This is a genomic window from Ancylobacter sonchi, assembly GCF_018390695.1.
Lineage (GTDB): Bacteria > Pseudomonadota > Alphaproteobacteria > Rhizobiales > Xanthobacteraceae > Ancylobacter > Ancylobacter sonchi.
In genome coordinates, this window is the sequence record NZ_JAHBGF010000036.1 from 571,645 (window position 1) to 593,429 (window position 21,785).

Here is a 21,785-nt window from a genome sequence, read left to right on the forward strand (position 1 = left end):
GAAACGCCCGACCGCCCCGGCTCTCACATCCGGTAAGGCGCAGGGATGTCGCGCGCCGTGTGTTGGCCCTTTCCGGATGCGATCCGATGAACGCCACTCCCATGTCCAGCGAAACGCCTTCCTCCAGAAACGTGCCCTCCTCCCGCGAGGGGAGCGGAAGCGACCTCTACCGCGCCGTCTGGCGCTGGCACTTCTATGCCGGCCTGCTGGTGCTGCCCTTCCTGATTTTGCTCGCCGTCACCGGCGGCGCCTTCCTGTTCCACACCGAGATCGACAATCTCTGGCATCGCGACCTCAAGGTCGTGGAGATCCGCCAGACCACCCCGCTTGCCGCCGGCGCACAGCTCGAGGCGGCGCTCGCCGCCCGTCCCGGCACCGCGCTGAAGATCATCACTCCGGCGACGCCCGACGCTTCGTCGGAGATCGTGGTGAAGACCGCGGACGGCGCCCGCCGCTCGGTCTATGTCGATCCTTATGACGGGCGCGTGCTCGGCGAGCTCGCCGATCGCGGCACGCTGATGTGGACCATCCGCCGGCTGCACAGCCTCGTCGAGTTCGGCACCATCGCCAATGGCGTCATCGAGATCGTCGCCGGCTGGTCGATCCTCTTGGTCGGCACCGGCTTCTATCTCTGGTGGCCAAGGAAGCAGACCGGCGGCGTGGTGAGCGTGCGGGGCACGCCGGGGAAGCGCGTGTTCTGGCGCGACCTCCACGCCGTCACCGGCGCCTTCGCCGGCCTCGCCATCGCGGTGATGGCCCTCTCCGGCATGCCGTGGTCGGTGTTCTGGGGCGAGCACGTCAACGAGTGGGCGAACAGCGCCAATTACGGCTACCCTGCCGGCGTCTACGACAACGTGCCGATGTCGGACGAGCACCTCGCCCACGCCAACGGCCCGACCAGCTGGTCGCTGGAGCAGGCGAAGATGCCGCTCTCCGCTGCTCCCACCGGCCACCCCATCGGCCAGCCCATCGGGATCGATGCCGCCAAGGCGATCTTCGACGGGCTCGGCGTCGCACCCGGCTACACGCTGAGCCTGCCCTCCGGCGCCGCCGGCGTGTATTCCGCCGCCGTCTACCCGGCCGACCTGTCGCGGCAGCGCGTCGTGCATCTCGACCAGTACAGCGGTAAGCCCTTGATCGACATGAGCTATGCCGACTACGGCCCGGCCGCCAAGGCCATGGAGTGGGGCATCAACGTCCATATGGGCCAGGAATACGGCCTCGCCAACCAGCTGGTGCTGCTCGCCGTCTGCCTCGCCATCGTGCTGATGGCGGTCGCCGCCGGGGTGATGTGGTGGAAGCGCCGTCCGGCCGGCTCGCTCGGTGTCCCGCCGGCGCCGGCCGATCCCCGGGCCATGCGCGGCCTGGTACTGGTCATGGCATTGTTCGGCCTCGTCTTTCCGCTAGTCGGCGCCTCACTTCTGGCGATGCTGGCGCTCGATTTCGCCTTCGCGCGGCGCCCGCGCCGCCGGCCACGCCCCGCCTGACGCCGCCGGGGATAGCGCCGAGCCGGATGCTTCCGGTTCGGCGCGGCTTCCCCTAGATTGCCGCCGAGGGCGCCGGCATCGTCACGGGAAAGCATGACCGACAACCGCGACCATGATCCAGAAGACGGCGGCAACGCCCGGCCGCGCGATGGGCTGTTCATCCGGGTCTATTTCGGCGACGGCCGCCATCTCGGCCCCAGCATGATCGAGCTTCTTGAAGCGATCCGCCGCGAACGCTCCATCCTGTCCGCGGCGAAGAAGATGGGCATGAGCTATCGCCGGGCCTGGCTGCTGGTGGAGGAGCTCGACACCTCCTACGGCCAGCGGGTGGTGGTCACCCATCCCGGCCGGCGCGGCCACGGCACCGACCTCACCCCCTTCGGCGAGCGGCTGATCGCGCTCTACCGCGCCATCGAGGAAAAGAGCGCCGCCGCCACCGCCGCCGAGACCGCCGAGCTGCGCGCCGCCCTCGCGCCGGAACGGCTGCCGCGCGGCGAGGACAAGCCTCAGCCCGGCGCCAAGAAAGCCGCCAAAGCGGGCGGGGAAGGCTAGGACGACGGCTCGCCCGGAACCGCGAAGTCCGGGCTGCGGCTGTCGACCGCGACGGTCTTGATCATCGCCCACACCGCCTGCCCCGGCACCAATCCGAGCCGAGTTACGCTCTCGCGCGTCACGCTGGCGGCCAGCCGGGTGGCGCCGGTCAGCAGCGCCACGTCGGCATAGGGGCCCTCGCCCGGCGTGATCGCCTCGACCACCGCCGGCAACAGGTTGCTCACGGAGACGTCGACCGGCTGCGCCAGCGCGATGGCGACGTCGCGCGCGCGCACCCGCGCCCGCACCGCGCCGCCGAGCGGCGCCTCGACGCGCGGCACCCGGAGTTCGCCACCGGGAAAGGCGAGCGTCGAGAGATCGTACGCCGCGTCGTGCCGCGCCACCGTGCAGTCGAGCACCGTACCGATGTCGAAGCGCCCGATCACCGGCTGCATGTCGGTGCGCGACATCACCTCCGCGACCGAGCCCTCGGCGATCTGCTGGCCGTCCTTCAGCGCCACCACCCGGTCGGAGAGCCGCAGCACCTCCTCGAGCGAGTGGCTGACATAGAGGATCGGCAGCTTCATCTCGTCGCGCAGGCGTTCGAGATAAGGCAAGATCTCCGCCTTGCGGGCGGCATCGAGCGCGGCGAGCGGCTCGTCCATCAGCAACAGGCGCGGCTGCGACAGCAGCGCCCGGCCGATCGCGACGCGCTGCTTCTCGCCGCCCGACAGCGTGTGCGGCCGCCGGCCGAGCAGATGGCCGATGCCGAGCAGCTCGACCACGGCGTCGAAGCCGATGCCCGCATCGGCGCCGCGCGCCCGTCGCTGGCCGTAGCGCAGGTTGCGCTCCACCGACATGTGCGGAAACAGCCGCGCGTCCTGGAACACATAGCCGGCGCGGCGGCGCTCGATCGGCACGTCGATGCCGCCGGCGGAATCGAAATAGGTCTCGCCATCGACGACGATGCGTCCGCGATCCGGCCGCACCACCCCGGCCACCGCCTGGATGATGGTGGTCTTGCCGGCGCCGGAGCGGCCGAACAGCGCCGTCACCCCGGCCCCCGGCGCGGTGAAGGCGGAGGCGAGCGAAAAGCCCGGGCGGGCCAGCTGGATGTCGACCTCGATCATGCGCGTCCGATCAGCGTGCGGATGCGGCGGTCGGCGAGGTTGGCGAGCAGCAGCGCCGCCAGCGCCAGCACGATGGACACCACGGTCAGCCGCGCCGCCATGGCGTCGCCATCGGTCATGTGGGTGGCGCTGTAGATGGCGAGCGGGATGGTGCGGGTCTGCCCCTCGACATTGGAGACGAAGGTGATGGTGGCGCCGAACTCGCCCAGCGCCGAGGCGATGGAGAGCAGCGCGCCGGACAGGATGCCGGGCAGCATCAGCGGCAGGGTGACGGTGAGGAACACGTCGAGCCGGCTCGCCCCCAGCGTGCGGGCGGCGGTCTCGAGGCCACGGTCCACCGCCTCCAGCGCGAGGCGGATGGCGTTCACCGTCAGCGGGAAGCTGATCACCGCCGCCGCCACGGTCGCGCCGGCGGTGGTGAAGATCAGCCGGATATTGAACCACTCGGCGAGATACTGGCCGAGATAGCCGCGCGCGCCCAGCGTGATGAGCAGCAGATAGCCCACCACCACCTTGGGCAGCACGAGCGGCAGGTAGACGATGCCGTCGAACAGGCTCTTGCCGGGAAAGCTGGTGCGCGCCAGCACCATGGCGGTCGCCAGCGCGAAGGGCAGGCTCCAGAAGGTCGCCCAGAAGGCGACCTTCAGGCTCAGTTGGACCGCCGTCCATTCCTCAGGCGTCAGCATGGGCTCTCCCGGACGGACGGCGCGTCAACCACGCAGACGTCAATGCACCACGAAGCCGTACTTGGCGTAAACCGCCTTGGCTTCCGGGCCGACGAGGAAGTCGAACACCGCCTTGGTCTCGGCATTGTCCTGCCCCTTGACGATCTCGTAGGGGTACTCGACCGGCGGGTGGCTGTCGGCCGGGAAGGTGGCGACCACCTTCACATTCTTGGCGATGGCGGCGTCGGTGGAATAGACGATGCCGGCGGCCGCCTCGCCGCGCTCGACCAGCGCCAGCGCCGCGCGCACGCTCTCGGCGCCGACCACGCGGTCCTTCACCTTGTCCCACTGGCCGAGATTGGTCAGCGCGGTCTTGGCATAGACGCCGATCGGCACGGAATCGGTGAGGCCGGTGGCGATCTTGCCGTCGGCGCCGAGGAAGGCGAGCCAGTCGAAGCTCTTGTCGATCTTCACGTCCTTGGCCTTGTCGGCCGGCATGATCAGCACCAGGCTGTTGCCGATCGGCGTCACGCGGGTGGCCTTCAGGGTGAGGTCCTTGCCCTCGGTATAGTCCATCCACTTGTTGTCGGCGGAGATGAAGATGCCCGCCGGCGCGCCCTGCTCCAGCTGCTTGGCGAGCGCCGAGGAGGCAGCGAAGGAGAAGACGACCTCCTTGCCGGTCTTCTCCTTGTAGAGCTTGCCGACGTCCTGCAGCGCATTGGTCATCGAGGCGGCGGCGAACACCGTGGTCTGCGCCCATGCCTGCGAGACGGGAGCGGCGATGGTGACGAACAGCGCGGCGGCCGCAGCGGCGGCCAGCTTCACGGCCGGCCGGAACGAAGAGGCGGAGGCATGGAACATGGAGCGTCTCCCGTGATCATATATTCGTCCATATACATGATCGAACGGACGACGCCAGTACCGAAGCGGTGAAAGCCGCCCCGGCCGTGCGAGCCGTCACCGGCGCGATATCGCGGTCGCACGAAAGCGCGACCGTGGAGCCACCTTGTTACCGAGGTTCCGCTTCGCCTCGGGCGAGCCGAGCGACAGCCAGCCCACAAGCCGCGCCCCGCCCGCGCCTGCCGGGCGCACACGGGCCGCGCCGGGATAGCGCCGCCCGGCTACAGCGAGGATCGTTCAGCTTGTTGCGGATATCTGCCGCGACGGCCGCCGCTCAGGATTGCGGTCAGTCGATCATCCCGGTCCGACGGGCGACCTCGGCGGCCACCCGCTCCGCCTCCGCCACCAGATGCCACGCCGCCACGTGGTCGCTCTTGCCGAAATGGATGGACGGCCCCTGCGAGACGATACGCCGGCCGCAACCGTCGTCGACCAGCGAGAATTCATAGATGTGGTGCGCCACACGGTGCATCACGCGCACCGTGGAGGGCGAGAGGGTGACGATGTCGAACTCGGCCTGCGGCATCACGTTCTCCTCCCCATACGTCCCGCCGCCGGAGAAAGGGCGGGAACCCGGCCGCTTGTGCGGCTCGCCAATCATTCCTCGGCGGCGGACGCAGCCGGCCGCCGGGATGTCGAACTGGAACTTTCGTCGATCACGAACGTTGCGACAATGAAAAAATTCATCACGTAACGTAAGTTGACGCCGGAGGGAGGCATGAACCGTACGACAACCCTCATCGCCGCTGTCGTTCTCGTGCTGCTCGCACTCTACGCCGCGGTGCATTTTTCCGGCCGTACCACGCCGCAGCCGACCGAATCGCCGACTCCGCCCGTCTCGCAGAGCCTGCCGGCCCCGGCCACACCGGCCCCCGCTTCGCCCGAGCCTGCCGCGCCCGCCCCGGCGACTCCCGCCAACCCGCCGGCACCCTGACCGGGCGCCCTAGCGGGCGGCGCGCATCGCCGCGAGCGTCAGGCGCGCGGTGGGCGTGTCCAGCACCGCGTCGACCGGCTGCGACAGCCGGCGGCGCCAGTTCGGCCGCTCGCGGTCGGTTCCCGGCAGGTTCACCGCCACCGTCTCGCCGGCGAGATCGTCAAGCTGGGCCAGCGCGATCAGCGAAGGCGTGCGCGCGATATAGCCATGCGCCGCGGCAAGGAAGCCGGGATCGAGCGGCGCCCCCTCGGCCGGCAGCTCGGCGATCAGTCCTTCGCGCTTGAGGGCCGCGCCCAGCCGCGCCTTTTCCTGCGCCCGCTCCGCCAGCGCGGTCTGGAACGCCGCCTCGTCGTCGAGCCCCAACGCCCGCCGCTCGGCGAGATCGACGCCGTCCCACCAGCCGGCGAGCGTCGGCAGGTCGTGCGTCGAGACGCAGGCCGCCGCCAGCGACGGATACTGCTCCGGCGGCGCGAAATCCTCGCCCTGCCGCTCGAACCACAGCACCTTGTAGGAGAGCATGCGCTCGCGATCGAGTTCGGCGCGCATCCCCTCCGGCACGGTGCCGAGATCCTCGCCCACCACCAGGCAACGGGCCCGCCGGCTTTCCAGCGCCACCTGCCCGGCAAGATCGGCATAGGGATAGGCGAGATAGGCGCCCTCGGCGGCACTCGCGCCTTCCGGCAGCAGGAACAGCCGGCGCAACCCCATCACATGGTCGATCCGCAGCGCGCCGGCATGGCGCATATTGGCGGCGAGCAGCCGGCCATAGGAACGGTAGCCGTCGCGCGCCATGGCGAGCGGGTCGAGCGGCGGCAGGTTCCAGTTCTGCCCCTCGGGACCGAGCGGATCGGGCGGTGCGCCGATCGTCACCCCCGCCATCAGCGCCTCCGCCTCGCTCCAGGCTTCCGCTCCGTCCGGAGCGGTGCCGACCGCGAGGTCGCGATAGAAGCCGAGCGACAGGCCGGCGGCCTGCGCCCGCCCCGCCGCCGCCGCGAGCTGGCGGTCTGCGATCCATTGCTGCCACAGCTCGAAGCGGATCCTGCGCGGCTCCTCGACGATGAGCGCCGCCACCGCCGGGCCATGCGCATCGGCGAAGCCGTCCGGCCAATCGCGCCAGTTCACATTGGCGAACTGCCGCGCCAGCAGCTGGAATGCCGCGAAGCGTTGCAGCGCCGCGCCCCCTTCGGTGACGAACTGCGCGAAATCGGCGTCCGGCAGATCGGTGGTGGCGCGGAACGCCGCCTCCAGCACCGCCCGCTTGGCCGACCAGACGCCGGCATAGTCGACATCTCCGCGGGCGGCGAGCGCCATGAACTCGCCCTGCCCGGCTGCCAGCGCGTCGTTGACGCTCGCCGGTCCCGCGAGCGCGCCGACATCGATATAGATCGGGTCGAGGAAGCGCCGGTCGGAGGGATGATAGGGGCTGGCGCGCCGGCGATCCTGCGGAAACAGCGCGTGCAGCGGGTTGAGCCCGAGGATCCGTGCCCCCTGCCCGCCCGCCGCCTCGGCCAGTTCCGCCAGCGCCGAGAAGTCGCCGATGCCATGGTCGTGGCCGCCGCGCAGCGTGTAGAGATGGCCGGCGAGGCCGAACACCCGCTCGCCCCCTTCCAGCTCCGGCGGCAGGTAGCTCGAGCGTGGCGCCACGGTAAGCGCACATTCGCCGAGGCCGAGCCGCAGCACGTGCCGTCCCGGTGGCAGTTCCGGCAGGCCGATGCGCCGCTCGACGGCGGGCCGCCCATCCGGCCGCGCCACCTCGCGCCGCACGCCATCCTCGGGGCGGATGCGCCGCGCCTGCTCGCTGCCGTCCTCCAGCGCGATGACGAGATCAAGGCTGCGCCCGCTCGTCGCCGCCGTGCCGCCCAGCACCAGCTCGGCCTCGCCGGGGCGCACCACCAGCGCCAGCGGCAGGTCGCGGCCGAAGCGCTCCTCCGACAGCACGGCGAGACTGTCGCGCACCTCGCCGCCGCTGCCGGCCGGCAGCTTCAGCGCCGTCAGCAGCGCCCGCTTGGTGTCGTCGCCGACCGGGTAGTGATTTCCATCGACGTCCCACCAGTCATGCGCGATGCCGGCCGCCGCCGCCAGCCGCTCCAGCTGCGCCGGATCGGCGGCCCGCCTCGGCCGTTCGGGCGCCGCCACCTCGACGAGGACCAGCACCGACCGGCCGGCCAGCGGGACCAGCACATCCCCGGCCTGCTCCTCGGGCTCGGCTTCCGGCCGCGACGTGTCGGCATCGAGCCGCCAGACGAATCCGTCCCGCGCCTCCGGCAGCACCAGCAGCACCGCGTCGTCCGCCGCATTGAGCGCCACCGCGACCCGGTCGGCGGGCACCTCGCCGGCAGCAGCGGCATAGAAGACCGCCACCAGCACCCGCGTGCCCGGATCGTCCCAGGCGACCACTCGGCCATCCGCCGCCCGCCACTCGACATCGGGGATGCCGCTGGCGTCGAGCGGCCGCCCGGACAGCGGCGCCTCGCCGTCGAGCGCCGGATGCGCGCGCCGCAGCGCCACCAGCCGGGCGGTGAAGCGCGCCAGCCCACCATCCACCTTGCTCCAGTCGAGCCAGGTCAGAAAATTGTCCTGCGCATAGGCATTGTTGTTGCCCAGCTGCGAGCGGCCGCATTCATCGCCCATGGTGAGCATCGGCGTGCCGCGCGCCGTGAGCAGCGTGGCCAGCAGCGCCCGGGCGTCGCCCCGCCGCCGCGCCGTCACCTCCGGGTCGGTGGTCGGCCCCTCGACGCCGTGGTTCCAGCTGTGATTGGCATCGGTGCCGTCGCGGTTGTCCTCGCCATTCGCCTCATTGTGCTTGGCCGAGTAGGAGACAAGATCGGCCAGCGTGAAGCCGTCATGGGCGGTGACGAAGTTGATCGCCCGTGACAATGGCCGCCGCCGGGCCGCGAACACGTCGGCCGAGCCGGCCAGCCGTGTCGCCAGCGCCCCCACCTGTCCGGCATCGCCGCGCCAGAAACGCCGCGCCGCGTCGCGGAAATGGTCGTTCCACTCGGCCCAGTCGGCCGGAAAGCGGCCGACCTGGTAGCCGCCCGGCCCGACATCCCAGGGCTCGGCGATCAAGGCGAGGTCACGCAGAACCGGGTCCTGCGCCATCGCCGCGAAGAACGGCGCCTCGGGATCGAAGCCGTCCGCCCGCCGACCCAGCGTCGCGCCGAGATCGAAGCGGAAACCGTCAAGCCCGGTCGCCGCCCAGCGCCGCAGCATGTCCATGGCGAGCCGCAGCACCGGCGGCCGCTCCAGCGCCAGCGTGTTGCCGGTGCCGGCGTCGTTGAGCAGCAGGCCGGGGTCGCCGGTGGCGTGGCGGTAATAGGTGGCGTGGTCGAGCCCGCGCAGGCTCACCGTCGGCCCGAACACGTCGCTCTCGCCGGTATGGTTGAGCACGACGTCGAGCACCACGCGGATGCCTGCCGCGTGCAGCGCCGCGATCGCCCGGCGGATCTCGTCGAAGCCGCCCGGCGCGAGGCCGGGATCGGGCGCGCCGAACACCACCGGGTTGTAGCCCCAGTAATTGGTCAGCCCCAGCGGCGGCAGATGCCGCTCGTCGATCCACGCCATCACCGGCATCAGCTCGACCGTGGTGACGCCGAGCTTCGCCAGATGCTCCACCGCCGCCGGCTCGCCGAGCCCGGCGAAGCTGCCGCGCAGCTCGAGCGGCACATCGGGATGCAGCCGGGTGAAGCCGCGCACGTTCAGTTCGTAGAACACCTGCCCCGCCCAGTCGAAGCGCGGCCGGCGCACCGGCTCGGGCTCGCCCGGCAACACGATGGCCTTCGGCACATAGGCGGCGCTGTCGGTCTCGTCCTCGCTGGCGCCGCGCGCGCGGGCGTCGAACAGCGCTTCGTGCAGCTGGAAGCGCCGGTCGAGCAGCGCCGCATAGGGGTCGACCAGCAGCTTTGCCGGGTTGAAGCGATGCCCCTGCGCCGGGTCCCACGGCCCGAATGCCCGCAGCCCGTAGCGCATGCCGGGCAGCACCCCGGAGAGGTGGCCATGGAACACGTCGCCGGTACGCTCGGGCAGCGGGAAGCGGGCGATCTCCAAGTCGGCGCTGTTGAACAGGCAGAACTCGATGCGGGTGGCGTTGGCGGAGAACACCGCCACATTGACCCCGGCCATAGCGCCCTGCCCGGCGAGCGTGACGCCCAGCGGCTCCGGTTGCCCGCCCGTCAGCCGCCAGTCGGTCACGCCGTGCGCTCCCTCGCAAGGTTGCGGAACAGCTCGGCATAGGCGCGCGCGGCGCGGTCCCAGGACACGTCGGTGGCCATGGCGTTGCGCTGCAACGTGCGCCACAGCGTCTTGTCCTGCCACAGCGCGTGGGTGCGGGCGAGCGCGTTCTGCAGCGCCGGCACCGTCACCGGCGAGAACTGCACGCCGGTGCCGACGCCGCTCGCCCGCGCCATCTCGTTGACGTCGATCACCGTGTCGGCGAGTCCCCCGACCCGCGCAACCACCGGCAGCGCGCCATAGCGCAGCGCCGCCAGCTGGGTGAGGCCGCAGGGCTCGAAGCGCGAGGGCACCAGCAGCGCGTCCGACCCGGCCTGGATCAGATGCGCCAACTCCTCGTCATAGCCGAACTGCACCCCGACCCGGCCGGGATTGACCCGCGCCGAGCCGGCATAGCGCTCGGTGAGCAGCGGGTCGCCGCTGCCCAGCACCACCAGCTGCGCGCCGATGTCGATCAACGTGCCCAGCCCGTCCATCAAGAGGTCGAGTCCCTTCTGCCAGGACAGCCGGCTGACCACGCCGAACAGCAGCGTGTCCGGCTCCTGCGGCAGGCCGAAGCGCGCCTGCAAGGCCGCCTTGTTGGCCGCGCGGGCATCCAGCCGCTTCGCGTCGAACGGTGACGGCAGCAGAGCGTCCGCCGCGGGGTCCCACGCTGCGGCGTCGAGCCCGTTGAGAATGCCGGAGAGCACGCCGCGCCGCTGGTTGAGCAGGCCTTCCAGCCCCATGCCGGCTTCCGGCTGCAGGATTTCGGCGGCGTAGCCGGGCGAGACGGTGGTGATGCGGTCGGCCAGTTGCAGGCCGGCCTTCAGATAGCCGACCGTGCCGTAATATTCGATGCCGCCCACCGAGAAGGCATGCGCCGGCAGCCCCAGCAGCGGCGCGACGCTGGCGGGGAACTGCCCCTGAAAGGCGATGTTGTGGATCGACATCACCGTACCGGGCCGCCGGCCGCCGGCATAATGCAGATAGGCGGGCGCGAGGCCGGCCTGCCAGTCATGCGCGTGCACGACATCAGGCACGAAGCCCTGCACCAGGCCGAGCCCGATCCCCGACGCCACCGCTCCCAGCGCCGCAAAGCGCTGGGCATTGTCGGCATAGTCGCGCCCGTCGGTGCCGGTATAGGGGCCGCCTGGCCGGTTATAGAGATGCGGAGCGTCGATGACGAACAGGTCGAGCCCGGCGGCGGTGGCGGCGTAGAGCCGCGCCGGGGCGCCGAACAGATGGTCGAAATAGAAGGCTTCCTCCCGCGCGCCGAGCGCCGCCATCACCGCCGGATAGCCGGGGACCAGCGTGCGCACCGCGACCCCTTGCGCCTTCAGCGCCGCCGGCAGCGCGCCGGCCACATCGGCAAGGCCGCCGGTCTTCACCAGCGGGTAGACCTCGGAGACCACCGAGAGAAGCTTCAGTTCCGACACGATTCCCGCCTGCCCTGTTTCCCTGCTCCGGCCCGCTCTCCCGGCCGATCCTGACGCCGCTTTGCGACGCTCACATATCGAGCCGGTCGATCATCGACTGGGTGATCAGGCAGATGCCCTTCTCGGTGCGGCGGAAGCGCTTGGCGTCGAGCTCGGGATCCTCGCCGACCACCAGCCCCTCGGGGATGCGCACATGCGAATCGATCACCACGTTGCGCAGCTGCGCCGAGCGGCCGATCTCGACATAGGGCAGCACCACGGCGTTCTCCAGCGTGCCGTAGGAGTTCACCCGCACCCCGGTGAACAAGAGCGCCCGCCGCAGTGACGAACCCGAGACGATGCAGCCGCCGGACACCAGCGAGGAGATCGCCTGCCCGCGCCGCCCCTCGTCGTCATGCACGAACTTCGCCGGCGGGGTGATCTCACTATAGGTCCAGATCGGCCAGTCGCGGTCGTAGAGGTCGAGCTCCGGCACGATGCCGGTGAGGTCGACATTGGCCTCCCAATAGGCGTCGACCGTGCCGACGTCGCGCCAATAAGGCGCCGTCTCCATGTCCGAGCGCACGCAGGAGCGCGAGAAATGGTGGGCGCAAGCTTTGCCGTGCTTCACCAGATAGGGAATGATGTCCTTGCCGAAATCATGCGTCGACAGCGGGTCGGCGGCATCGCGCTTCAGCTGCTCGATCAGGAACTTGGTCTCGAAGACATAGATGCCCATCGAGGCCAGCGCCTTGTCCGGGTGGCCGGGCATCGCCGGCGGCTTCTTCGGCTTCTCCAGGAAGGAGATGATCTGGTCCTCGGAATCGACATGCATCACTCCGAAGGCGCTGGCGTCCTCGAGCGGCACTTCGAGGCAGCCCACCGTCACGTCGGCGCCCTTGTCGACATGCTCCTGCAGCATCACCTCGTAGTCCTGCTTGTACACGTGGTCGCCGGCGAGGATGATGATGTGGCGGGTGTCGTAGGCCTCGATGATGTCGAGGTTCTGATAGACCGCGTCCGCCGTCCCCAGATACCACATGGTCTCGGAGACCCGCTGGCTGGCCGGCAGCACGTCGAAGCTCTCATTGCGCTCGTGGCGGAAGAAGTTCCAGCCGCGCTGCATGTGGCGGATCAGGCTGTGCGCCTGGTACTGCGTCGCCACGCCGATGCGGCGGATGCCGGAGTTCAGCGCGTTGGACAAAGCGAAATCGATGATGCGCGACTTGCCGCCGAAATAGACCGCCGGCTTGGCGCGCCGGTCGGTCAGTTCCATCAGCCGGCTGCCACGGCCGCCGGCGAGCACATAGGCCATGGCCGTTCGGGCGAGAGGTGCGTTCTGGAGCGTCGGCCTGGCCATGTCGGGGTTACTCCTTGCACGTCACGATGGACTTTGGCGTTTCCTCGGCCGTCGCGGGCGGCGCCCGCTCCGGTTCCCACTTCAGGTAGAGCGTGGCGAGCGGCGGCAGCACCAGTTCCACGCTCGCCGGCATGCCGTGGGCCGGCACATCGACGGCGACGACGCCGCCGAGATTGCCCATCCCCGAGCCGCCATAGTCTGCACTATCGGTATTGACGATTTCACTCCATCGGCCGGCCCTTGGCAGGCCCAGGCGATAGAATGGCCGCGGCACCGGGGTGAAATTGGCGATCATCGCCACCGGCGCGTCGTCCTCGCCGCCGGTGCGCAGCCAGGCGAATACCGATTGCGCGCGATCGTCGACCACCAGCCAGCGAAATCCGGTCGGGTCGTTGTCGCCGGTATGCAGCGCCGGCTCGTCGCGATAGGTGCGGTTGAGGTCGCGCACCAGCAGTTGCACGCCGCGATGGTGCGGGCCCATGCCGGTGAGGTGCCAGTCGAGCGAGCGCTCTTCGCTCCATTCGCTCCGCTGGGCGAATTCCTGGCCCATGAACAGCAGCTTCTTGCCGGGATAGGCCCACATGAAGGCGTAGTAGGCCCGCACATTGGCGAAGCGCTGCCAGTCGTCGCCGGGCATGCGCGAGAGCACCGTGCCCTTGCCGTGCACCACCTCGTCATGGGACAGCGGCAGCACGAAGTTCTCCGAGAAGGCGTACATCAGCCCGAAGGTGATCTTGTCGTGGTGCCAGGGCCGGTAGACCGGGTCGAACGCCAGATAGTCCAGCGTGTCGTGCATCCAGCCCATGTTCCACTTGAAGCCGAAGCCGAGCCCGCCGGCATGCACCGGCGCCGACACTCCGGCCCAGGAAGTAGACTCCTCCGCGATGGTCACCGTGCCGGGATGCTCGGCATAGAGCGTGACATTGGCGCGCTGCAGGAAGGCGACGGCATCCTTGTTGTCGTTGGAGCCGTCCGGATTGGGCGACCACTCGCCCTCCTTGCGCGAATAGTTGAGGTAGAGCATCGAGGCCACCGCATCGACGCGCAGCCCGTCGATGTGGAAGCGGTCGAGCCAGAACAGCGCATTGGCGGTGAGGAAGTTCGACACCTCGCGGCGGCCGAAATCGTAGATCGCGGTGTTCCAGTCCGGGTGGAAGCCGCGCTGCGGGTCGGCATGCTCGTAGAGCGGCCCGCCGTCGAAATGCGCGAGGCCGTGAATGTCGGTCGGGAAATGCGCCGGCACCCAGTCGAGGATCACCGCGATGCCGGCCCGGTGCGCACGGTCGACGAGGCGGGCGAAGCCGGCCGGGTCGCCGAAGCGGCTGGTCGGCGCGTAGAGCCCGATCGGCTGGTAGCCCCAGGAGGCATCGAGCGGGTGCTCGGAGATCGGCAAGAGCTCGATATGGGTGAAGCCCATCCACTCGACATACTCGATCAGCTGGTCGGCCAGCTCGTCATAGGTCAGGAAGCGGTTGCCCTCGCCGCGCCGCCACGAGCCGAGATGCACCTCGTAGATCGACATCGGCTTGTGCCGCGCCGCGCCCTCGCGGCGGGCGGCGAGATGCGCGTCGTCGCCCCATTGGAAATCGTCGAGCCGCGCCACCACCGAGCCGGTGGCCGGGCGGAACTCGCCGCGGAAGCCGAACGGATCGGCCTTCAGCGGCAGCAGCCGGCCGTCGGCGGCGATGATCTCGTATTTGTAGATCGTGCCCTCACTGAGCCCGGGGGCGAAGATCTCCCACAGCCCGCTGTCGATGCGCTTGCGCATCTGGTGGCGCCGCCCGTCCCAGGCGTTGAAGTCGCCGACCACCGAGACGCGCTGCGCGTTCGGCGCCCACACCGCGAAGGCGACGCCTTCCACGCCCTGGTGCAGGGACAGATGCGCGCCGAGCCGCTCATAGAGCTCGGTATGGGTGCCCTCGACCATGAGATGGTCGTCGAGCGGACCCAGCACCGGCTCGAAGGCATAGGGATCGTCGAGCCACCACTCGCCACCCTCATTGCGCGCCTTCAGCGTGTAGCGCGCCCAGGCCGGACGGCCGGCGACATGTCCCTCGAAGAAGCCGGCGGCATGCCGGAGCGCGAGGGAGAGCACATGCGAGCCGTCGATGTCGTAGGCGTCGAGCGTCTCGGCCCTCGGCACGAAGGCGCGGATGACCAGCCCGTCCTCGGTCTCGTGCGGTCCCAGCAGCCCGAACGGGTCGTGATGCCGGCCGCCGACGAGTTGGTCGACGTCCCGGTCAGGGGCCTGCCAGGCGTGCATGCGCGACGACCTTTCCTCATCGGAATCTTCTGTTTCAAGACCCGATCGACGCGAAGGTTCCCTTACCGTCGGCAAGAAGTCCACCACCAAGCTTCAGGAAGCGAACGACGGGGCGCTACCCGAGGCATGAAGCCGCAGGCAGCGCCCCGTCGACGGCCTCATCGCGTCTGCAACACCGGTACGTGCCAGATGTCGCGGGCATATTCCGAGATCGTGCGGTCGGAGGAGAACCAGCCCATATTGGCGGTGTTGATGGCGCTGGAGGTCCACCAGGCCGACCGCGCGTTCCACTTGGCGTCGACCTGGCGCTGGGCGTCCCAGTACGCATCGAAGTCCGGCGTCACCAGGAAATAGTCGTGGTGGCGCATGGCGTCGACCAGCGACTTGTAGCGGTCCGGCTCGTCCGGCGAGAACACGCCGGCGCCCACCGCGTCCAGCACCTCGCCGAGATGCGGCGAGGCGGCGATCGCCCCGGCCTCGTCGATGCCCTCTGCCCGGCGCTTCTCCACCTGCTCGGCGGTGAGGCCGAAGATGAAGATGTTGTCGTCGCCGACATGCTCCTTGATCTCGACATTGGCGCCGTCGAGCGTGCCGATGGTGAGCGCGCCGTTGAGCGCCATCTTCATGTTGCCGGTGCCGGAGGCTTCCATGCCGGCGGTGGAGATCTGCTCGGAGAGGTCGGCGGCGGGGATGATCACCTCGGCCAGCGACACATTGTAGTTCGGCAGGAACACCACCTTGAGCAGGTCGCGCACGGTGGGATCGTCGTTCACCACCCGCGCGACGTCGTTGGCGAGCTTGATGATCAGCTTCGCCATGTGGTAGCTCGCCGCCGCCTTGCCGGAGAAGATCTTCACCCGCGGCGCCCATGCCTTGGCCGGGTTGGCGCGCATGGCGTCGTAGAGGGCTATGGTCTCCAGCACGTTGAGCAGCTGGCGCTTATATTCGTGGATGCGCTTGATCTGCACGTCGAACAGCGCGCCGGGATTGACCTTGATGTCCAGCCGGTCGCGGATCACCCGCGCCAGCGCCACCTTGTTCTGCCGCCGGATCGCCGCCAGCCGGTCATGCAGCGAACTGTCGGCGGCATGCGCCTCCAGCTTCTTCAGCGCCGACGGGTCGTCGAGCACCTCCGGCCCGCACACCTCGACGAGCAGGTTGGTAAGGCCCGGATTGGCCTCGTTCAGCCAGCGGCGGAAGGTGATGCCGTTGGTCTTGTTGTTCATCCGCTCCGGGTAGATGCGGTAGAAGTCCTTGAAGACCGTGGTCTTCATCAGCTCCGAGTGCAGCGCCGCGACGCCGTTGATCGAGTGCGAGCCGAGGAAGGCGAGGTTGCCCATGCGCACCCGCCGGCCGTGATCCTCCTGGATCAGCGACACCGAGGAGAGCAGCGCGTCGTCGCCGGGGAACTGCTTGCGCACGTTCTCGATGTGCAGCGCGTTGATCAGGTAGATGATCTGCATGTGGCGCGGCAGCACCCGCTCCATCAGCGGCACCGGCCAGGTTTCCAGCGCCTCGGGCAGCAGCGTGTGGTTGGTGTAGGAGATGGTGCGCTGGGTGATGTCCCAGGCCTGCGCCCATTCGATGTCGTGCTCGTCGACCAGCACGCGCATCAGCTCCGCCACCGCGATGGCGGGATGGGTGTCGTTGAGCTGGATCGACACCTTGTCCGGCAGCGAGCGCACGTCGCCGAACGTATCGACATGGCGGCGCATCAGGTCGTGCAGCGAAGCGGCGGTGAAGAAATATTCCTGCCGCAGGCGCAGTTCCTGGCCCGCCGGGGTGGCGTCGCTGGGATAGAGCACCTTGGAGATCGCCTCGGCCTTCACCTGGTCGACCAGCGCGCCGACATGGTCGCCCTGGTTGAAGGCGTCGAGCCGCAGCGGGTCGGTGGCGCGCGCCGACCACAGCCGCAGGGTGTTCACGTGCCGGCCGCGCCAGCCGCAGATCGGCGTGTCATAGGCCACCGCCTCGACCTGCTCGGCCGGGTGCCAGACCTGCTTCTTGCGGTCGCCGCCCAGCGCCACCGCCTCGACCGAGCCGCCGAAGCCGACATCGTAGGTGACTTCCGGCCGCTCGAACTCCCAGGGATTGCCGAAGGACAGCCAGTCCTCGGGATATTCCTGCTGCCAGCCATTCTTGATCACCTGCCGGAACAGGCCGTGGTCGTAGCGGATGCCATAGCCATAGGCGGCGACGGAGAGCGTCGCCATGCTGTCCATGAAGCAGGCGGCGAGACGGCCGAGGCCGCCATTGCCCAGCGCCGCGTCCGGCTCCACCTGCCGCAGCCGGTCGAGGTCGACGCCGAGATCGCCGAGCGCCGCGCGCACCGTCTCCAGCATTTCGAGATTGGTGAGGGCGTCGAACAGCAGCCGCCCGATCAGGAACTCCAGCGAGAGGTAGTAGACCCGCTTGCGGCCTTCCGAATAGGTCTGCCGCGTCGAGGTCACCCAGCGGTCGACGATGCGGTCGCGGGTGGCGAAGGCGGTGGCGAGAAACCAGTCACGGTCGCTGGCCGCCGCCGGATTCTTGCCCACCGCATAGGTGAGCTTGGCGATGACCGCGGTGCGGAACTTGGCGACATCGTCGCCGGCTGCGCCCGGTGCGCGGGTGGTCGTCTCCGGCTTGTCCAGCATCTTGCTCTCGACCTCGACTGTCATCTGCGACTAGCGCTCCCCTCGGCGATTTGCCGCCTGCCACTCCGCCGGTCCCGATATCCGGCGGATGCCGGCACCGGCCATGCAACCTTTTGGCCAACTGGCCCGACAATTCCTCATGCGGGCGAGCGGGTTTTCTCGAACGCCGCGAGGCCCAGCGCCGCCCATCCGATCATCAGCATAGTCCCGCCGGTCGGGGCGGCCATAGGAAAAAGCACGGCATCCATGAGCACCCGCATGGCGATGGCGCCGCTGAACAGCACGGTGCCCAGCGCGATCAACCCGGCGCCGAGATCGGCGAAGGACCAGCGCCGCCCGCCCGCCGCCGCCAGCGCCGCGCAGCCCACAAGCGCCGCCGCGCCGATCATCAGGAAGCTGGCGGCGGTGGCGAGGCTGGCGTCGGGCACGGCATGCGCCGCCGCCGCCGCGAGGCCGACGCCCGCCACGCCGAACAGGCCGGCGAGAAGCACGATGAGGCGGCGATAGGGTGTCATCACTCTACTCCTGCACGCTAATCTTGCGCGATCACATGGAAGAAGGCCCCGGAGACGAGGCCGCGCCGGCTTCCTGCCGGTCCCAGCGGCTTACCCTGTCCGTCCGCCAATGTGACGAGCGGCGCATCGTCGCCGGGCTTTATGACGCTGGCATAATGGAACTCGTGGCCGCGCAGGCTTGTCCCCACCGGGCCGAGCGGTCCGGCCGCCAGCGTGGTCGCCCGGCGGTAGCCGAGATTGAGCCGGCGCCGGGCGAAGCTGGTTTCATGGCCGAGCAGGCCGAGCATCACGTGGACCGCGCCGTCGGCATCCTCCAGCGCCTCGCCGAGCATCATGTAGCCGCCGCACTCGCCATGCACCGGACGCGAGCGCGCGAAATGCCGCACGCCGTCGAGGAAGCGCGAGGCGGCGGCGAGGCGGCCGGCATGCAGTTCGGGATAGCCGCCCGGCAGCCAGCAAACCTCGCAATCCTCCGCCGGCGCCTCATCGGCGAGCGGCGAGAACGGCACGATCTCCGCGCCCGCCGCCCGCCAGCCGGCGACGAGATGCGCATAAGCGAAGCTGAAGGCGACATCCTGGGCGAGCGCGATGCGCTGCCCCGGCGGGGCGATCGCCGGTCGTGGCGGCGGCGCGAGGTCGAGCGGCGCCGCCAGCGCCACCAGCGCGTCGAGGTCGACATGCGCCCGCGCCATTTCCGCCAGCCGGTCGAGATGCGCGGCCAGCCCGGTGTGCTCGGCGGCCTGCACCAGCCCGAGATGGCGCTCCGGCAGCCCGAGCGCCGCGTCGCGCGGCACCGCGCCGATCACCGGCAGGCCGAGGCCGGCCATTGCTTCCTCTACCTGCGCGCGATGGCGCGGGCTCGCCACCTTGTTGAGCACCGCGGCGGCGATCCGCACGGCGGGGTCGTGCGTCGCGAAGCCCCGCGCCACCGCGGCGGCGGATTGCGACTGGCCGGACACGTCCATCACCAGCACCACGGGGATGCCGAACCGCGCCGCGAGATCGGCCGCCGCGCCGCTCCGGCCCGCCTCGCCTGAAATGCCGTCGAACAGCCCCATCGAGGCCTCGATGATCACCAGCTCCGCCTCGCGCCCGGCCTCGGCGAGCAGGCCGGCCACCAGTTCCGGCGCCATGGCGAAGCTGTCGAGGTTCAGCCCCGGCCGGCCGCTGGCCACCGCATGGAAGGCAGGATCGATATAGTCCGGCCCGGACTTCACCGCCCGCACCTTGACGCCGCGCCGCGCCAGCGCCCCGACGACGCCGAGCGTCACCGTGGTCTTGCCGGAGCCCGAGCGCGGCGCCGCGAGGATGAGCGCGCGCGCCATTAGTCCCGCCCCCGGAAGCGCCGCTGGTAATGCGCATCGTAGAGCGCGCTCTCGCGGAACTCCTCGGCGCCAAGCGCCCGCCCGACGAGGATCAGCGCTGCCCGCTCCGCCGGCGCCTCGCCATGCCGCGCGACGATATCGGCGAGCGTGCCGCGGATCACCCGCTCGCCCGGTCGGCTGGCCTCCACCACCACCGCCACCGGGCAATCCGCCCCATGGGTAGGCAGCAGCCGCGCGACGATCGGCTCCAGGGCGTGGATGGCGAGATGCAGCACCAGCGTCGCACCGGTGGCGGCGAAGGCCTCCAGCGTCTCGGTGTCCGGCATCGCCGAGGCGCGGCCCGACACCCGCGTCAGCACCACGCTCTGCGCCACGCCGGGCACGGTGAGTTCGCGCCCCAGCAGCGCGCTCGCCGCCGCGAAGGCCGGCACGCCGGGGGTGAGGGTGTACGCAATCCCCAGCCGATCCAGTCGGCGCAGTTGCTCGGCCACCGCCGAATAGATCGAGAGGTCGCCGGATTGCAGCCGCGCGACATCCTCGCCGGCAGCGGTCGCCCGCACGAACTCCGCCTCGATCTCGTCGAGCGACAGCGGCGCGGTGTCGACCAGCCGCGCGCCGGGCGGGCACCAGCCGAGCATCTCCGCCGGCACCAGCGAGCCGGCATAGAGGCACACCGGGCAGCGGCCGATCAACTCGCGCCCGCGCAGGGTGATGAGGTCGGCCGCGCCCGGTCCCGCCCCGATGAAATGCACCGTCACGTCGTCTCGCCCGTCTCTTGATCCGCCTGCTTGTCGCGTTCCCGCGCCAGCGCGCAGGTCACCGGCCCCAGCACGAAGCGCGGCCCGAGCAGCGTCGATCCGCGCCCCGCCGCCGCCAGCGCCGCCGCTTCCGCCACCGAGGGCACGCCCATCAGCGCCACCACCCGTTCCGAATGGGTGACGGCGCGCGCGCCGGCCGCCTCCATCTGCGCCTGCGGCACCATGACCAGCAGCAGGCCGAGATCGAGCGCGCCCTTCATGATGCCGGGCTCGGAGCCCTTCAGCGCCGGCGTCGCCATCAGCGAGATTTCGCCGAGCTTCACGCCATGGCGCGCCAGCGCGCCGCGCACGGCGTCGCACACTTCCTGTGCGCTCACGCCCCGCCGGCTGCCGACCCCCGCGACGATCATCGCTTCACCCGCACGGCTTTCTCCATGACCATTGCGTCACCGGCATCGCCGGCCGCCAGCTGGTCATGCCGGCGACCGGAGCCGCCTGCGCCACCGAAAGCCGCGTCAGCTCGCCGCCCAGCGCCACGTGCCGCGCCAGCAGCACCGCCTCGGTCTCCAGCGTCACCGCGTTGACGACGATCCGCCCGCCCGGCTTCAGCGCCTCCAGCGCGGTATCGAGCACTCCGCTGTCGCTCGCCCCGCCGCCGACGAAGATGGCATCCGGCGCCGGCAGACCTTCCAGCGCCTCCGGCGCCCGCCCCTCGACGACACGCAACCCGGGCACGCCGAGCGCCAGCGCGTTGCGCTTCACCCGCGAAGCCCGCTCGCCGCGCTCCTCGATGGCGATGGCCGACAAGGATGCATCGGCCAGCATCCATTCGATGCCGATCGACCCCGCCCCTGCGCCGATGTCCCACAGGAGTTCGCCCCGGCGCGGCGCCAGCGCCGCCAGCGTCGCCGCGCGGATGGTGCGCTTGGTCAATTGGCCGTCATTCTCGTACCAGTCGTCCGGCAGGCCGGGCGTGAGCGGGATCGCTCGCGCCCCCTCCCCGGCGACCACCTCGATGCCGACGAGGTTGAGCGGATGGATGTCGCCGAGCGCGAAGCCTTCCGCCGTCGCACAGCGCACCCGCTCCCGCGCGCCGCCCAGCGCCTCCAGCACATGCATCCGCGAGGGGCCGAACCCGGCCGCCGCGAGCAGCGCCGACAGCGCCGCCGGCCCGTCGGCATCGGAGGTCAGCACCAGCAGCCGCCTTCCGTCATGCAGGTGCCGCCTTGTCCCCTCCACCGCCCGGCCATGCGCGGAGAGCAGCGTCGTGTCGTTGAGCGCCCAGCCAAGCCTCGCCGCCGCCAGGCTGAAGGCGGAGGCCGCCGGCACCACCTCCATCTCGTCCGCCGGCACGTGGCGCGCCAGCACGGTGCCGACGCCGTAGAGGAACGGATCCCCCGAGGCGAGCACGCAGACATCGCCGCCGGCCAGCGCCAGCACCTGCTTCACCCCGTCCTCGAACGGGCTCGGCCACGCCCGCGCTGCCCCATGGATCGCCTCGCCGGCGAGCGCGAGATGCCGCGCCCCGCCAAACACCACGTCGGCGAGCTCGATCAGTTCACGCCCGCGCGCGGACAGCCCGTCGAGACCGTCCTCGCCGATGCCGACGATGGACAACCAGCGCCGCGCCGGCGCATTGTCCCGCGCCATGTCACGC

General features: G+C 70.3%; 17 protein-coding genes. 3 read left to right on the top strand and 14 right to left on the bottom strand.

Annotation, left to right across the window (positions count from 1 at the left end; all coding sequences use genetic code 11):
* Positions 1-101 precede the first annotated feature (101 nt).
* Both KHC28_RS23490 and KHC28_RS23495 read left to right on the top strand, forming a co-directional pair.
* Positions 102-1,487, top strand: coding sequence for a PepSY-associated TM helix domain-containing protein (locus KHC28_RS23490; RefSeq protein ID WP_214010907.1), 1,386 nt, complete (start codon positions 102-104; stop codon positions 1,485-1,487).
* 93 nt (positions 1,488-1,580) lie between these two features.
* Positions 1,581-2,039, top strand: a complete 459-nt coding sequence (locus tag KHC28_RS23495; RefSeq protein WP_214010771.1) for a winged helix-turn-helix domain-containing protein — start codon at positions 1,581-1,583, stop codon at positions 2,037-2,039.
* Here KHC28_RS23495 and modC read toward each other — a convergent pair.
* The 4 genes from modC to KHC28_RS23515 all read right to left on the bottom strand — a co-directional run bounded on the left by modC (position 2,036) and on the right by KHC28_RS23515 (position 5,239).
* Entirely contained in the window at positions 2,036-3,148 is a 1,113-nt protein-coding gene (gene modC, locus KHC28_RS23500; RefSeq protein ID WP_214010772.1) for a molybdenum ABC transporter ATP-binding protein, read from the bottom strand. The two genes, KHC28_RS23495 and modC, sit on opposite strands and share 4 nt — an antisense overlap.
* On the bottom strand, positions 3,145-3,834 hold the full coding sequence (gene modB, locus KHC28_RS23505) for a molybdate ABC transporter permease subunit (RefSeq protein ID WP_214010773.1): 690 nt from the start codon (positions 3,832-3,834) through the stop codon (positions 3,145-3,147). The genes modC and modB overlap by 4 nt, the downstream gene beginning before the upstream one ends.
* Before the next feature lie 39 nt (positions 3,835-3,873).
* Positions 3,874-4,674 (bottom strand): molybdate ABC transporter substrate-binding protein, encoded by an 801-nt coding sequence (gene modA / locus KHC28_RS23510; protein WP_214010774.1) that lies wholly within the window; start codon positions 4,672-4,674, stop codon positions 3,874-3,876.
* Positions 4,675-4,999: 325 nt separating this feature from the next.
* Positions 5,000-5,239, bottom strand: a complete 240-nt coding sequence (locus tag KHC28_RS23515; RefSeq protein WP_214010775.1) for a hypothetical protein — start codon at positions 5,237-5,239, stop codon at positions 5,000-5,002.
* A 192-nt stretch (positions 5,240-5,431) separates the two neighbouring features.
* Here KHC28_RS23515 and KHC28_RS23520 point away from each other — a divergent pair, with 192 nt between their 5' ends.
* Positions 5,432-5,647 (top strand): hypothetical protein, encoded by a 216-nt coding sequence (locus tag KHC28_RS23520; protein ID WP_214010776.1) that lies wholly within the window; start codon positions 5,432-5,434, stop codon positions 5,645-5,647.
* 9 nt (positions 5,648-5,656) lie between these two features.
* On the opposite strand, the gene glgX is transcribed toward KHC28_RS23520, so the two are convergent.
* The 10 genes from glgX to cbiE form a co-directional block, all read right to left on the bottom strand.
* Entirely contained in the window at positions 5,657-9,838 is a 4,182-nt protein-coding gene (gene glgX / locus KHC28_RS23525) for a glycogen debranching protein GlgX (protein WP_214010777.1), read from the bottom strand.
* Positions 9,835-11,292: a glycogen synthase GlgA gene (glgA, locus tag KHC28_RS23530; RefSeq protein ID WP_214010778.1), complete on the bottom strand. Its 1,458-nt coding sequence runs from the start codon at positions 11,290-11,292 to the stop codon at positions 9,835-9,837. The genes glgX and glgA overlap by 4 nt, the downstream gene beginning before the upstream one ends.
* A gap of 70 nt (positions 11,293-11,362) precedes the next feature.
* Positions 11,363-12,631, bottom strand: a complete 1,269-nt coding sequence (gene glgC / locus KHC28_RS23535; protein WP_214010779.1) for a glucose-1-phosphate adenylyltransferase — start codon at positions 12,629-12,631, stop codon at positions 11,363-11,365.
* A 7-nt stretch (positions 12,632-12,638) separates the two neighbouring features.
* The gene (gene glgB, locus KHC28_RS23540) at positions 12,639-14,894 is read right to left on the bottom strand and encodes a 1,4-alpha-glucan branching protein GlgB (protein WP_214010780.1); all 2,256 of its coding nucleotides are present in this window, start codon (positions 14,892-14,894) and stop codon (positions 12,639-12,641) included.
* A 158-nt stretch (positions 14,895-15,052) separates the two neighbouring features.
* Positions 15,053-17,554 carry a glycogen/starch/alpha-glucan phosphorylase gene (locus tag KHC28_RS23545; protein WP_214010781.1) on the bottom strand — a complete coding sequence of 834 codons (2,502 nt, stop codon included), beginning with the start codon at positions 17,552-17,554 and terminating at the stop codon, positions 15,053-15,055.
* Between the two features lie 113 nt (positions 17,555-17,667).
* Positions 17,668-18,045 carry a DUF423 domain-containing protein gene (locus KHC28_RS23550; protein WP_214010782.1) on the bottom strand — a complete coding sequence of 126 codons (378 nt, stop codon included), beginning with the start codon at positions 18,043-18,045 and terminating at the stop codon, positions 17,668-17,670.
* Between the two features lie 17 nt (positions 18,046-18,062).
* Complete coding sequence (locus tag KHC28_RS23555) at positions 18,063-19,370, bottom strand: cobyrinic acid a,c-diamide synthase CobB (RefSeq protein ID WP_214010783.1); 1,308 nt, start codon at positions 19,368-19,370, stop codon at positions 18,063-18,065.
* On the bottom strand, positions 19,370-20,128 hold the full coding sequence (cobM, locus tag KHC28_RS23560) for a precorrin-4 C(11)-methyltransferase (protein ID WP_214010784.1): 759 nt from the start codon (positions 20,126-20,128) through the stop codon (positions 19,370-19,372). The genes KHC28_RS23555 and cobM overlap by 1 nt, the downstream gene beginning before the upstream one ends.
* Positions 20,125-20,538 (bottom strand): cobalamin biosynthesis protein, encoded by a 414-nt coding sequence (locus tag KHC28_RS23565; protein ID WP_214010785.1) that lies wholly within the window; start codon positions 20,536-20,538, stop codon positions 20,125-20,127. The genes cobM and KHC28_RS23565 overlap by 4 nt, the downstream gene beginning before the upstream one ends.
* A gap of 4 nt (positions 20,539-20,542) precedes the next feature.
* Positions 20,543-21,778: a precorrin-6y C5,15-methyltransferase (decarboxylating) subunit CbiE gene (gene cbiE / locus KHC28_RS23570; RefSeq protein ID WP_214010908.1), complete on the bottom strand. Its 1,236-nt coding sequence runs from the start codon at positions 21,776-21,778 to the stop codon at positions 20,543-20,545.
* Between the last annotated feature and the right edge of the window lie 7 nt (positions 21,779-21,785).